The organism is Micromonospora endophytica (assembly GCF_003236305.1).
GTDB lineage: Bacteria > Actinomycetota > Actinomycetes > Mycobacteriales > Micromonosporaceae > Micromonospora > Micromonospora endophytica.
In genome coordinates this window covers 1-12512 of record NZ_POTX01000184.1, presented here as the reverse complement: position 1 = coordinate 12512, position 12512 = coordinate 1, and the positions used below count along the sequence as shown (strand labels likewise).

The following is a 12512-nucleotide window of genomic DNA, read 5'->3' as shown; positions in this document are numbered from 1 at the left end:
TATAAGAGACAGGGGTGAGGGTGGGGTGGGGCCAGGTCTGGGTGACGTGGTAGCGGGTGCGGAGGGCGTCGCCCTTGGGGCCGGGTACGGCGGCCAGCGGGTCGCTGTGGCGGCCGGCGGTCAACAGCCAGATCCGCTCGACGCCGGCCAGGCACTCGGCCGGCCGGTCGCACTCGGTGGCCCAGAAGTCGCCCCGGCGGGTCTGGTCCTCGGTGAGCAGCACGTCTCGGGGCGTGCGTTCGCGCAGGTGATAGCGGAGACCGAGGTCGAGGAAGAGCCAACTGTCCCGGGGCGAGTAGACCACCGCGTCGCCGGCCCGCTGGCCCGCCGCGACGATCTCGGCCGCGCTCCGGTAATCCACAGTCGCGCTCCGGGGCCACTCGTGAGTGCGACGCAGGGCGACCTGGTCGGGCAGGCCGAGCAGCCCGGTCAGGGCGACCACGGCCAGGGCGCCCGGTAACCGGGCCGAGGCCAACGCCCCGCCGGCCAGCAGGCAGGCGAAGGGCACCACGAAGACCAGGTAGCGAGGAACCCAGAGCGGTACGACCAGACCGGCGAGGAAGAGCAGCGCCACCGGAATCAGGACGCAGCTCGCCGGCAGCACCAGCCGCCGACCGCCCTGGACCAGGCCGAGCGCGGCGAGCCCGAGCAGCAGGCCACCGACCACGCCGCTCTGCGCCACCCCGCCGGGCAGCGCCGCCAGGTCAGCGGGGCGGGCGGCGTCCACCCAGTCCAGTTGCCGGGCCCGTTGGCCGGCGGCCGTCAGCGCCAGCGGCGTCACCGCCAGCGCCACCGGCACCAGGGCGGCGAGCCACCACCCGAGCGGCCACCACCGGCCCGGCCGTGATCGTCCGAGCCCGGATGGGCCGGGCCGCGATTGGCTGGGCTCTGGCGGGCCGGGCCGCGATTGGCCGGGGTCAGGCGGGCTCGGCCGCGACTGGCCGGGGTCAGGCGGGCCGGGCCGCGATTGGCCGGGGTCAGGCGGGCTCGGCCGCGAATGGCCGGGCTCGGGTGGGGGCGGTTGTCCCCGTCTCCGCCTGGTGGCGGCGAGCACCGGCACGGCGTGGGCGGCGAGGAGAGTGAGGGCGATCAGGTGGGTCAGCCCGAGGGCGGTGGTCGCGGCCGCGTAGCCGGCCCAGCGGGCCCAGCCGGGTCGGCGTAGCGCATCGACGAGCAGCAGGGTGCTCAGCACGGCGAGCGCTGTCGCCAGGGCGTACGGTCGGGCTTCCTGGGCGTACCGGGAGGTGCCGGGGAGGAGCGCGAAGAGCAGCCCGGCGAGGGTGCCCAGGCGGGTGCCGCCGAGCCGCTGCCCGAGCCCGGCGGTCAGTCCGGCCGCCGCCGTCATCGCCAGCACCGAGGGCAGGCGCAGGGCGGCCACCGAGTCGCCTGCCACCGCCACCCAGGCGTGCATGAGCAGGTAGTACGGCATGGAAGCGGCGTCGATGGTGCCGGCCATCCGGGTCAGTCCGGCCGGTGTCCGGGTGGCGGCACTCCAGGTCGCCAGCTCGTCCCGCCACGGCTGGGCGGCATCCAGCCCGGCCAGCGACACGACCAGGGTGACCGCCGCCGGCAGCAGCCACACCGGCCGGGTGTGCGGGCGTACGTTGCCGAGTCGGACCCCCGTTCCGGCGGCAGGAACCGGCGTACCGGGCAATTCACCCATATAGTGAGCCTGCCACAGCAACGGGTCTGCGGTGGCGGCAGTCATCGCCCGTGATGTGGGATCGCACACCCGGTTATTGGCCGGTCCCGTCGAGGTGTGGAAACATAACGTTTATGACTGCCGCCGTGGTTCGTCGCTTCGTGGCCCGCCGCCACGTCGACTACGGCCGCGTGCGCAGCGCCATCTGTCCGGCTCACTGACGACGCCCGACCAATCCTGCCTCGGGCACGCAGCGCGCCGGGCCGTCATGACACCGCTGTCCACGGCTTCACCGGGAGCCCGGTCGTCGCGTGCGGGTATCCCAACCGAGGCACCGTAGACAACGGAGGACGCCGCGATGGCGGTCAGCGAGATTCCGGCCCGCCCCGGGAACCCCCCGGCGCGACCCGCGCGGGCACCGCGACGGGCCCGTGGCGAGGGCCAGTGGGCGCTCGGACACCGTGAGCCGCTCAACCCCAACGAGCGGACCAAGAAGGACGACGACCCGCTGAACGTACGGCAGCGGATCGAGAACATCTACGCGCACCGGGGCTTCGCCTCCATCGACCCCCAGGATCTGCGGGGCCGGTTCCGGTGGTGGGGTCTCTACACCCAGCGCAAGGCCGGCATCGACGGTGGGCGTACCGCCGTGCTGGAGCCGCACGAGCTGGAAGACGAGTACTTCATGCTCCGGGTCCGCGTCGACGGCGGCCAGCTCAATCTGGCGCAGCTGCGGACCATCGCCGAGATCTCCCAGGAGTTCGCCCGGGACACCGCCGACATCACCGACCGGCAGAACATCCAGTACCACTGGATCCGGGTCGAGGACATGCCGGAGATCTGGCGGCGACTGGAGTCGGTGGGGTTGCAGACCACCGAGGCGTGCGGCGACTGCCCGCGCATCGTGCTGGGCAGCCCGGTGGCCGGGGTGGCCGAGACCGAGTTGATCGACCCCACGCCGGCGATCGACGAGATCGTCCGCCGGTACGTCGGTGACAAGCAGTTCTCCAACCTGCCCCGCAAGTTCAAGTCGTCGATCTCCTGGCTGGTGGACACCCCGTACGAGGCGAACGACATCGCCTTTCTCGGCGTCGACCACCCCGAGCACGGTCCGGGTTTCGACCTCTGGGTCGGCGGCGGTCTCTCCACCAACCCGATGCTGGCCCAGCGGCTCGGCGTCTGGGTGCCGTTGGCCGAGGTGCCGGACGTCTGGGCCGGTGTGGTCGGCATCTTCCGCGACTACGGCTACCGCCGGCTGCGCCATCGGGCCCGGTTGAAGTTCCTGGTCGCCGACTGGGGCGTGGCGAAGTTCCGCGAGGTGCTGGAGAAGGAATACCTGGGCCGGACGCTGCTCGACGGGCCGGCCCCGGAGCTGCCGGAGAAGCCGATCGACCACATCGGCGTGCACACCCAGCGCGACGGCCGGCACTACGTCGGTGCCGCCCCGGTGGTCGGGCGGGTCTCCGGCAGCCAACTGGCCCAGCTCGCGGACGTGGTCGAGGCGCACGGCAGCGGCCGGGTGCGGCTCACCCCGTACCAGAAACTGCTGGTGCTCGACGTGCCGCCGGAGCGGACGGAGTCGCTTGTCACGGCGCTGCGGGGGATCGGCCTGGAAGCCCGTCCGTCGATCTGGCGGCGCGGCACCATGGCCTGCACCGGCATCGAGTTCTGCAAGCTGGCCATCGTCGAGACCAAGGCGCGCGGCGAGCACCTGGTGGCCCAGCTCGAGGAACGGCTCGCCGGTGCGGATCTCAAGGACGCCGACATCTCCATCCACCTGAACGGATGCCCGAACGCCTGCGCCCGCACCCAGGTGGCCGACATCGGCCTCAAGGGCCAGCTGGTGACCGGCCCGGACGGCCGCCAGGTAGAGGGCTTCCAGGTGCACCTCGGCGGTGGCCTGGGCATGGCCGCCGGTCAGTCCGCCGGCTTCGGGCGCAAGCTGCGCGGCCTGAAGACGACGGCAGAGGAACTTCCCGACTACGTCGAGCGGCTGGTCCGGCACTACCTGGCCGGCCGCACCGAGGGCGAGACCTTCGCCAATTGGGTGATTCGTGCCGACGAGGAGGACCTGCGATGAGCGACCGTAGCGAGCGAATCATTCGATGCAGCGCTGCGGAGCCTCGTCGCGACGCCGAGCGTAGCGAGGTGGCGCGATGAGTGGTGAGACCCGAGCCGCACCCCTGTACTGCCCGTACTGCGGCGAGGAGGACCTGCGGCCGAACGAGACCGGGCCCGGCGCCTGGGAGTGCCACGCCTGCGCCCGGGTGTTCACCGTCCGGTTCACCGGCCTGCTCTCCCGGGGGGTGCAGCGATGAGCGGACTGCTCTCCGCCGCCGGCCTCGGGCTGGTCGGCACCACCCCGGTCCAGGACCGGCCCGCCGCCGGGCCGGTCGAGACGGGCCGGCGTAGCCCGGCCGAACTGCGTACGCTGGCCGAACGCGCCGGCCGTGAGTTGGAGGGCGCGCCAGCAGCGGAGATCGCCCGCTGGGCCGCGGAGACCTTCGGCGACCGGTTCTGCGTGACCAGTTCGATGGCGGACGCGGTCCTCGCCCACCTGGTCTCCCGGGTCGCCCCCGGGGTGGACGTGGTCTTCCTCGACACCGGCCTGCACTTCCCGGAGACCCTCGCCGTCCGCGACGAGGTGGCCCGGACACTGCCGGTCACCGTCCGGTCCATCCGGCCGCGACTCACCGTGGGCCAGCAGGACGGCGAGTACGGGCCACGACTGTTCAACCGGTCGCCGGACGAGTGCTGCCGGATCCGCAAGGTGGAACCGCTGGAACGGGCGCTCTCCGGTTACGACGCGTGGGCCGCCGGGCTGCGCCGCGACGAGTCGCCGACCCGGGCCAACACGCCGGTGGTGGCGTTCGACCCGCGACGCGGCAAGGTCAAGGTCAACCCGATCGCGGCCTGGAGCCAGGCGGACGTCGACGCGTACATCGCCAGGTGGAACGTGCCGGTGAACGAGCTGTTCCGGCGCGGCTACGGTTCGATCGGCTGCTGGCCGTGCACCCGGCGGACCAGGGCCGGCGAGGATTCGCGGGCCGGTCGCTGGGCCATGTTCGAGAAGACCGAGTGCGGGCTGCATCTCTGAGTGACGGTCGGAGCCGACCCGGGGAGTCCGGGTCGGCTCCCGACCCGGTGCTCCTGGTCGCCCACGGCAGTCGCGATCCACGGGCGGCCGAGGCGACCAGGGCCCTGGCCGCAGCGGTCGCGGCGGCGCGGCCGGGCACGTCGGTGCTGGCGAGTTGGCTCGACCACACCCAGCCCGATCCGGCGCAGGCATTGCGTGACCTGGCCGCTTCCGGGCACGCCCGGGCGGTCCTGGTGCCGTTGCTGCTGACCGCTGCGTACCACCGGCGGGTGGACATCCCCGCGGCGGTGGCCGCGGCCAACGGGTCCGGGCCACCGATCCGGGTACGGGTGACCGACGTGCTCGGTCCCGTCGGTGACGAGGTGGATCAGGTGCTGCTGGACGGGTTGCGGCGTCGACTGGCCGAGGCGGAGCCGGGCCGGTTCGACGCGCTGGTGTTGTCCGCCGCGGGCACCCGGGACCCGGCCGCGCGTGCCTCCGTCGGACGGGTGGCCCGGGCACTCGGTGCGACTCTCGGTACGCCGACCCGGGTCTCGTACGCCTCTGCGGCGCCCCCGAGCGTCGACACGGCGGTGGCCCGGCTACGGGCGGCGGGTGCGCGGCGGGTGGCGGTGGCCGCGTACTTCCTGGCTCCGGGCCTCTTTCACGACGCGGTGACCACCGCGGCGCACACCGCCGGTGCGGTGGCGGTGGCCGGCCCGCTGACCGACGCGCCAGAACTTGTCGAGCTGGTACTCCGCCGGGTCGATGACTGATCTCTGGGGCTGCCGTTGCCGGGCAGCAGAACGCCCCGGCGGGCTGAGAGCCGGCCGGGGCGTCGCTTCGGTGCGGTTGTGGTCAGGCGGAGTGAGCGCGCAGCACCCGGAGGCCGCCGCGACGCTTGACAGCGCGCCGCTCCTCCTCGCTCATCCCGCCCCAGACGCCAGCGTCCTGACCGGACTCCAGCGCCCACTGCAGGCACTGGTCGGTCACGGAGCAGCGCCTGCAGACGGCCTTGGCCTGCTCGACCTGCAGGAGAGCCGGACCGGACGTCCCGATCGGGAAGAACAGCTCCGGGTCCTCGTCGCGGCAGACAGCATGGTGACGCCAGTCCATGGCGGCAACACTCCTCATTCTGGATGGGTGGCAGATGTTGCTTCTTGGTGCTTTTCCTATATGCATACGCATTGCCGTGGTGACGGTTCGCGTCCGTCAATTCGGCAGTGCGTTAGCAGGCCCGTGGGGGCCGGGGGCCTGCTGGAACGGCTCAACCTGCTGAGCACATCCAGGCAATGTCCCGGTAACTCAAGTTCGCTTGTGAATACTTTCACGAACTCACGCAATGTCAAGGGTGGCGCTTGGAAAAACTCCGGGCGGTGAGCAAGCCCACAACCCATTTGTCCGGGTTCCGGAGCGCTCCGGCTACCCGCTGTATCACCAGCATTGATCAATATAGTACAGTCCGCCGGACAATGCCGACATTTCCGACGCGCGTCTTGAGTGTCGCGGTGGTCACGCGTCGGGGGCGCGCGCCCGATCCAGTCTCTACCCGAGTTGCCGGAGACCTAACAGATTACTCTGAGTGCGGCCGGAACGGAGGCGAATCTGATTTTTTCCCGCTCGCCAAGATAGTCGCCGTCGAGCTGGAACGCCTGCGGACGCTCCGCGACCAGCGTGAACTCGTCCACGTCGTGCAGCCGCAGCACTTGGCGACCGTGTGGATCGGGCGTGTTGGAGAGAAACTGTGTCACCGTGCGTGTCGTGCTGGCGACGCCGAGCTGGCGGAAAGCCATTGCGTCAAGGCCCAGATCGAACGACGCCTCCGGGTTCGGGTTGGCCTCCCGGTCGCCGACGTAGGTCCACGGGGCGGTGTTCTGGACGATGACGGTCGCCAGATCACCCTCCGTGTCCTCGCCGGGTCGTTCCAGTCGAATCGCCGGGTGTCGCCGTTCGGAGCCGAACAGAAACTGTGCGGTGAACGCGCGAAAATACAGACCCGGTGAGGAGACCCGGCCGCGACGACGGGCCTCCTCGACCCGATGGATCACCGCCGCGTCGAGCCCGAAGCCCGCGCAGAAGGTGAAGTAGCGGTCGTCGGCCCGGCCGAGGCCGATCGTCCGGTAGCGGCCCAGCCGCAGCCCCTCCAGGATCATGCTGGCGCCCTCCGGCCACTCCCGGGGCAGGCCCAGCGCTCGGGCGAAGACGTTCGTCGAGCCGCCCGGCACGGTGGCCAGGGCGGGCAGCCGCTCCGCCGTCGGCGGCTGACCACCGGCCGAGGTGGTCGTCATCAGGCCGTTCACCACCTCGTTGACGGTGCCGTCGCCACCGAGAGTCACCACGGCGTCGACGCCCTCGGCGGCGGCCTCCCGGGCCAGCACGGTGGCGTGACCTCGCCGACGGGTGTAGCGCACGGAGAGGTCGACCTCGCTGCGTAGCGCCCGGACCAACACGTCCCGGGCGCGCTCGCTCGTCGTGGTGGCCTTCGGATTGATCAGCAGGACGGCCCGCATGGGCGGCACTGTACTCCGCGCCGTCACGGGTATCGTGTCCGCGTGGCCATTGACTCCGTCCCGACCCCCGTCACCCTCCGTTGGGCGGTCCGGTTGTTGCGGGGCCAGGCGGTCGTCGTCGGGCTGATCGCCGCCGGACTGCTGGTCGCCAACTTCACCGCCACCCGCACCGACCTGCTCTCGGCGGTGCTGATCACCCTCTTCGCCGCAGGTGCCGCCGCCGCGCTCTGGGCGCTGGGCGGGGCGCTGCTGCGGCATCGGGCCGGTGCCCGCGCTCCGGCCATCGTGCTCCAGCTCATGCTGCTGCCGATCGGTTGGTTCATGATCCAGGGTGGGTTGGGCTGGCTCGGCGTACCGCTCATCGCGCTCGGGATCGGCGTCACCTGGCTGCTGGTGAGCCCGCCCACCACCCGGGCCCTGGGCTTCGAGTGAGCTGACGCGTCACGGACTTCGAGGGCGCCGACGCGTCACCACCCCGAGGCGCGACGAGTCAGCAGGGCGATTGTCGCTCGGCCGTCGGCCGCGCTCGCCGAGGCCGAGGTGGTGAGCGCGGTGAGCACCTTCCACGCGAACGACGACTCGGCGGGCAGCTTGGCGCCCGGCACGGTCGGCACGGTGACCTCGACGGTCAGCGCGTCCTCGGTCACCGCGAAACGGCAGTCGAGGTCGGCTTCCCGGGCAGCGATGGCGAGCAGCATGGCGCACGCCTCGTCGACGGCGATGCGCAGATCCTCGATCTCGTCGAGCGCGAACTGCAGGCGGGCCGCGAGGCCGGCGGTGGCGGTGCGCAACACGCCGAGATAACCGCCGTCAGCAGGCACGGTGAGGTGTACGACGTCGTCGGTCGCTGGTTGGCCGGTCAGTTGAGTCACACTCATCCCCCCGGTCGGGGACTCTACCGGCTCGGGCGGACGGACGTGCGGTGGCGGTCAGATACGTCGACGGCCGACGCGCCCGGTGGGACGCGCCGGCCGTCGAGCGGTCGGCAGGGCCGGAAGATCAGGCCTGCTTGGTCTCCCAGAAGATCTTGGAGATCTCGTCGATCTTCTGGAGCAACTCGTCGGCCTTGGACGGGTCGGTGGCACCCTTGGCGCCGGCGGCCCCGGCCAGCTTGGTGGCCTCGTTGAACAGTTGGTGCAGGTGCGGGTACTTCTCGAAGTGCGGCGGCTTGAAGTAGTCGGTCCACAGCACCCAGAGGTGGTGCTTGACCAGGTCGGCCCGCTGCTCCTTGATCAGGATGGCCCGGGTACGGAACTCGGGGTCGGTGTTGGCCTGGTACTTCTCGCAGATCATTTTCACCGACTCGGCCTCGATCCGAGCCTGCGCGGGGTCATAGACACCGCAGGGCAGGTCACAGTGCGCGCTGGCGGTCACGCGAGGCGCAAGGATGCGTGGAAGTCGCATCGGGATCCTCCATAGGAAGTTTGCGATGATCCAAGACGACATTACTCCTGGAGCATGGTCCCCGAGGTCGCTGGAGGTGAAACGGTTGTCCGCGCCACGGCTGCACTGGCCGCTGTCGGCCGTACTGGTGACCGGTCCGTCCATGTCCCCGACGCTGCGGCACGGCGACGCGGTGCTGGTCCGCCGGGGTGGCCGGGCCATCCGCCCGGGTGACGTGGTGGTGGCCGTCTTCCGCAGCCGCCCGGACCTGCTGGTCGTCAAGCGCGCGATCCGACCCACCGACGGCGGCTGGTGGCTGTACGGCGACAACAGCCTGGTCACCGACGACTCCCGGGTGTACGGGGTGGCAGACGTGGCCGGTCGGGTGGTGGCCCGCTACTGGCCCCGGCCGGGTCGGGTGCCGTCCCGCCGGTTATGACCCTCCTCACATGACGACCCCACCCTTCCCACTATGCTCGGAGACGTCCGGGTGACCCCCCGCACCGCTCGCCGCCGCTCGCCGCCTCACCGTGCGCCCGACCGGCCGGCCCAGCTGCTCGACAGATCCTGGAGTCACCATGCCCTCGTCCACCGTGGACCCCGCTGATCCCGTCTTCCGACTGCACTCCGGCGGCAAGATGGCCGTCGTCTCGACAGTGCCGCTGACCAGCCGGGAAGACCTCTCCCTCGCGTACACCCCCGGGGTGGCCCGGGTCTGTGAGGCCATCGCCGCCGACCCGACGCTCGCCCACGACTACACCTGGGCGTCGAACACCGTCGCGGTCGTCACCGACGGCTCGGCCGTACTCGGGCTGGGCAATATCGGCCCGCGCGCCGCGTTGCCGGTGATGGAGGGCAAGGCCGTGCTGTTCAAGCAGTTCGGCGGGGTCGACGCGGTACCGGTCTGCCTGGACACCCAGGACGTCGACGAGATCGTGGCGACGGTCAAGGCGCTCGCGCCGTCGTTCGGCGGGATCAACCTGGAGGACATCAGCGCCCCGCGCTGCTTCGAGGTGGAACGGCGGCTCGACGAGGCGCTGGACATCCCGGTGTTCCACGACGACCAGCACGGCACCGCGATCGTCGTGCTGGCCGCGCTGCGCAATGCCGCGACCCTGCTCCACCGCAAGCTCGGTGACCTGCGGGTGGCGGTCAGCGGCGCGGGCGCGGCCGGGGTGGCGGTGACCAGGATGCTGGTGGCCGGGGGAGTGGACCCGGACCAGGTGGTGGTCTGCGACTCCCAGGGGATCATCTCCACGTACCGCAGTGGCCTGACCGGCGTGAAGGCCGAGCTGGCCGAACTCACCAACGCCGACGGCCGCCAGGGTGACATCACCGAGGCGCTGCGCGACGCCGACGTGCTGATCGGGGTCTCCGGCGGACGGATCCCCGAGCAGGCGGTGGCCGGCATGGCCCCGGGCGGAATCGTGTTCGCGCTGGCCAACCCCACCCCGGAGGTGGATCCCGAGGTGGCCGGACGGCACGCCGCGGTGGTCGCCACCGGCCGCAGCGACTACCCCAACCAGATCAACAACGTGTTGGCCTTCCCCGGCGTGTTCCGGGGCGCCCTCCAGGCTCGGGCCCCCCGGATCACCGACGCCATGAAGGTGGCAGCGGCCGACGCCATCGCCGCCGTGGTGGCCGACGAACTGACCCCCGAGGCGATCGTGCCCTCCCCGCTGGACCCCCGGGTCGCCCCCGCCGTGGCCGCAGCCGTCGCCGACGCCGCCCGAATGTAAGGAGGGGGCCCTTCTTAACGCCTCGTGTAGAGGAAGGGCCCCTTCTTAACACCCGATCAGCTTGTTACCGTGCGGATCATGCGTGCCGCCTTCGCCTCCCGTTTCGACGACGCCGACCCGCTCGCCGCGCTCACCGTCGGTGAGCAACCCGAGCCGAGCCTGCCCGACGACGACTGGGTGACGGTGCGCGTCACCGCCAGCTCGCTCAACCACCACGATCTCTGGTCGCTGCGTGGCGTCGGGCTGCGCCCCGAGCAACTGCCGATGATCCTCGGCTGCGACGCGGTAGGCATCGACCCAGACGGCAACGCGATGGTCGTCTACCCCGTGGTACCCACCCCCGGTGACCCGCGCGGCATGTCCATCCTCTCCGAGCACTTCCCGGGCACCCTGGCCGAGCGGGTGGCCGTACCCCGGTCGAATCTGCTGCCACTGCCGGCGGACCTGGCGGCGACCGACGCGGCCTGCCTGCCCACGGCCTGGTTGACCGCGTGGCGGATGCTGACCGCCAGAGGCCGCGTCGAGGAGGCCGACGCCGTGCTGGTCCAGGGCGCCGGCGGGGGCGTGGCCACCGCGGCGGTCGCGCTCGCCGCCGCGATGGGCAAGCGGGTGTACGCGACCAGCCGGCACCCGGCCAAGCGGGAACGAATCGTCCAACTCGGGGCGACGGCCGTGGAACCCGGCGCGCGGCTGCCCGAACGGGTCGACGTGGTGATCGAGACCGTCGGTGCGGCGACTTTCGACCACTCGCTGAAGTCCGCCGCGCCCGGTGCCCGGATCGTGGTCTCCGGCGCGACGGCCGGGCACGAGCCCCAGGTCAACCTGCGTCGCGTCTTCGCCATGCAGCTGGAGATCCTGGGCACCTCGATGGGGACGCCGGGGGAGTTGGCCGACCTGCTGGCGTTCTGCGCCGAGCGGGGCGTACGGCCGGTGGTGGACAGCGTGGTGCCGTTCAGCCGGGTGGAGGACGCCTTCGCCCGGCTGCACTCCGGCGACGCCTTCGGCAAGGTCGTCGTCGATCACACGGCGTGAGCGTAGGTGTGGCTGATGTGTTAGGAGGGGGCCCCTGCTATACACGAGGCGTTAGCAGGGGGCCCCTCCTTCGATCACAGGCGGTTGTCGAGGGTGGCGAGGTCGTCGCGGGCCGCAGCGGCGATGCGTTCCTTGGCGGCGGCGTCGCCGTAGAGGGTCCAGCGCAGGAACTCGATTGTGGTGTCGGCCACCACCCGCAGCGCGGGTCCGTCGCGTAGCAGAGCCCGGCCGTGGTCGCCGTTGGGCAGGCTCAGCATCGCCTTCGGCCAGGGCACCTTGTCGTACACGGCCTTGCCGGTGGCGTACTGCACCACCTCGTCGGCCTCGCCGTGCACGAAGAGCTGGGGTGCCGCGGCACCGGCGAAGGCGGTACCCACCCCGAGGGCGGTACCGGCGAAGACGATCCCGGCGGCCAGCCGCTCGTCCCGGCCGGAGGTGAACAGCCCGATGGTGGTGACCCCGCCGGCGGAGTGTCCGGCGGCGGCGACCCGGTCGGTGGCCAGCCGCCCGCGCAGGGGATCGTCGGCGTCCGCGTCGAGGGCGAGAAGCTGGGTCAGCGCGTACGACACGTCGGCGGGCTGGTTGAGCACGTCGAGGACGTTGGGTTCGCCGGGACCGGAGGTGTGCGGGAAGGTGGGCGCGGCCACCACGAGACCTGCTGCCGCCCAGCGGGTCAGCAACTCGGCGTAGTCGGCGGGGCGGCCACCCAGGCCGTGGCTGAACATGACCACCGGGAACTTCCCGGCCGCCGCGTCGGCCGAGGTCGTCGGCGCACCGCCGGCCCGCCCGGCCGCCGGGTACCAGACGGTCACCGGCAGCGGCCGGTCGCCGTCGCGGTTCAGCTTCAGCTGTCGTACGCCGACCGCGAAGCTCTGTTCCGGGGCGCTGCCCGGTGGGATCGCCGGTGCCGCTGAGGCGGCCGTGGTGGGCTGCGGTGTGGCTGGAGTCGCCTGCGGTGCGGCTGGAGTCGCCTGCGGCGTGGTTTCGGGGTCGTTGGAACAGCCGACCAGCATGCTGGCGAGCAGCGTGCTGGCGAGCAGAGCAGAAGGCACACGGCGCAACATGCCCCCAATCCTCCCTTCCCCCAGGGTCAGCGGGCGGGGCGGGTCTCGAAGGTGGTGATGTTGGGG

14 protein-coding genes are annotated in these 12512 nt (G+C 71.7%); 8 read left to right on the top strand and 6 right to left on the bottom strand.

Annotated features, from left to right (window positions below; all coding sequences use genetic code 11):
* On the bottom strand, positions 1-1663 hold a 1663-nt coding region (locus C1I93_RS22335; RefSeq protein ID WP_111245256.1), incomplete at its 3' end, for a glycosyltransferase family 39 protein.
* Positions 1664-2000: 337 nt separating this feature from the next.
* Here C1I93_RS22335 and C1I93_RS22330 point away from each other — a divergent pair.
* From C1I93_RS22330 to C1I93_RS22320, 4 genes are all read left to right on the top strand, one after another.
* Positions 2001-3722, top strand: coding sequence for a nitrite/sulfite reductase (locus tag C1I93_RS22330; protein WP_111245253.1), 1722 nt, complete (start codon positions 2001-2003; stop codon positions 3720-3722).
* A gap of 76 nt (positions 3723-3798) precedes the next feature.
* Positions 3799-3960 carry a hypothetical protein gene (locus C1I93_RS31725; protein WP_181445283.1) on the top strand — a complete coding sequence of 54 codons (162 nt, stop codon included), beginning with the start codon at positions 3799-3801 and terminating at the stop codon, positions 3958-3960.
* Positions 3957-4739, top strand: coding sequence for a phosphoadenylyl-sulfate reductase (locus C1I93_RS22325; protein ID WP_111245252.1), 783 nt, complete (start codon positions 3957-3959; stop codon positions 4737-4739). The genes C1I93_RS31725 and C1I93_RS22325 overlap by 4 nt, the downstream gene beginning before the upstream one ends.
* Positions 4721-5494, top strand: coding sequence for a sirohydrochlorin chelatase (locus C1I93_RS22320; RefSeq protein ID WP_420811760.1), 774 nt, complete (start codon positions 4721-4723; stop codon positions 5492-5494). The genes C1I93_RS22325 and C1I93_RS22320 overlap by 19 nt, the downstream gene beginning before the upstream one ends.
* Before the next feature lie 82 nt (positions 5495-5576).
* Here the strand turns inward: C1I93_RS22320 and C1I93_RS22315 are convergent, their stop codons facing one another.
* Together C1I93_RS22315 and C1I93_RS22310 are read right to left on the bottom strand one after the other, a co-directional pair.
* A complete protein-coding gene (locus C1I93_RS22315; RefSeq protein WP_007072794.1) occupies positions 5577-5834 on the bottom strand; it encodes a WhiB family transcriptional regulator in 258 nt (85 codons plus the stop codon).
* A 449-nt stretch (positions 5835-6283) separates the two neighbouring features.
* The gene (locus C1I93_RS22310) at positions 6284-7228 is read right to left on the bottom strand and encodes a diacylglycerol/lipid kinase family protein (protein ID WP_111245250.1); all 945 of its coding nucleotides are present in this window, start codon (positions 7226-7228) and stop codon (positions 6284-6286) included.
* 42 nt (positions 7229-7270) lie between these two features.
* On the opposite strand from C1I93_RS22310, the gene C1I93_RS22305 reads away from it, so the two are divergent.
* Positions 7271-7660, top strand: a complete 390-nt coding sequence (locus tag C1I93_RS22305; RefSeq protein ID WP_111245249.1) for a hypothetical protein — start codon at positions 7271-7273, stop codon at positions 7658-7660.
* 35 nt (positions 7661-7695) lie between these two features.
* On the opposite strand, the gene C1I93_RS22300 is transcribed toward C1I93_RS22305, so the two are convergent.
* Positions 7696-8100, bottom strand: a complete 405-nt coding sequence (locus tag C1I93_RS22300) for an ATP-binding protein (RefSeq protein ID WP_111245255.1) — start codon at positions 8098-8100, stop codon at positions 7696-7698.
* Between the two features lie 127 nt (positions 8101-8227).
* Positions 8228-8632: a superoxide dismutase, Ni gene (gene sodN, locus C1I93_RS22295; RefSeq protein ID WP_111245248.1), complete on the bottom strand. Its 405-nt coding sequence runs from the start codon at positions 8630-8632 to the stop codon at positions 8228-8230.
* 25 nt (positions 8633-8657) lie between these two features.
* Between sodN and C1I93_RS22290 the strand changes: the two genes are divergently transcribed.
* From C1I93_RS22290 to C1I93_RS22280, 3 genes are all read left to right on the top strand, one after another.
* On the top strand, positions 8658-9050 hold the full coding sequence (locus C1I93_RS22290) for a S24/S26 family peptidase (RefSeq protein ID WP_111245247.1): 393 nt from the start codon (positions 8658-8660) through the stop codon (positions 9048-9050).
* Positions 9051-9189: 139 nt separating this feature from the next.
* Positions 9190-10350 (top strand): NAD(P)-dependent malic enzyme, encoded by a 1161-nt coding sequence (locus C1I93_RS22285; RefSeq protein ID WP_111245246.1) that lies wholly within the window; start codon positions 9190-9192, stop codon positions 10348-10350.
* A 69-nt stretch (positions 10351-10419) separates the two neighbouring features.
* On the top strand, positions 10420-11382 hold the full coding sequence (locus C1I93_RS22280; protein ID WP_111245245.1) for a zinc-binding dehydrogenase: 963 nt from the start codon (positions 10420-10422) through the stop codon (positions 11380-11382).
* Positions 11383-11456: 74 nt separating this feature from the next.
* Here C1I93_RS22280 and C1I93_RS22275 read toward each other — a convergent pair whose 3' ends face one another.
* The gene (locus C1I93_RS22275; RefSeq protein WP_111245254.1) at positions 11457-12443 is read right to left on the bottom strand and encodes an alpha/beta hydrolase family protein; all 987 of its coding nucleotides are present in this window, start codon (positions 12441-12443) and stop codon (positions 11457-11459) included.
* Positions 12444-12512 lie beyond the last annotated feature (69 nt).

What these genes read in the sequence shown, in the direction of transcription:
- C1I93_RS22330 (WP_111245253.1), top strand. Translation starts at nt 2,001, where the DNA reads ATGGCGGTCAGCGAGATTCCGGCCCGCCCCGGGAACCCCCCGGCGCGA.
- C1I93_RS31725 (WP_181445283.1), top strand. Translation starts at nt 3,799, where the DNA reads ATGAGTGGTGAGACCCGAGCCGCACCCCTGTACTGCCCGTACTGCGGC.
- C1I93_RS22325 (WP_111245252.1), top strand. Translation starts at nt 3,957, where the DNA reads ATGAGCGGACTGCTCTCCGCCGCCGGCCTCGGGCTGGTCGGCACCACC.
- C1I93_RS22315 (WP_007072794.1), bottom strand. Translation starts at nt 5,834, where the DNA reads ATGGACTGGCGTCACCATGCTGTCTGCCGCGACGAGGACCCGGAGCTG.
- C1I93_RS22310 (WP_111245250.1), bottom strand. Translation starts at nt 7,228, where the DNA reads ATGCGGGCCGTCCTGCTGATCAATCCGAAGGCCACCACGACGAGCGAG.
- sodN (WP_111245248.1), bottom strand. Translation starts at nt 8,632, where the DNA reads ATGCGACTTCCACGCATCCTTGCGCCTCGCGTGACCGCCAGCGCGCAC.
- C1I93_RS22290 (WP_111245247.1), top strand. Translation starts at nt 8,658, where the DNA reads ATGATCCAAGACGACATTACTCCTGGAGCATGGTCCCCGAGGTCGCTG.
- C1I93_RS22285 (WP_111245246.1), top strand. Translation starts at nt 9,190, where the DNA reads ATGCCCTCGTCCACCGTGGACCCCGCTGATCCCGTCTTCCGACTGCAC.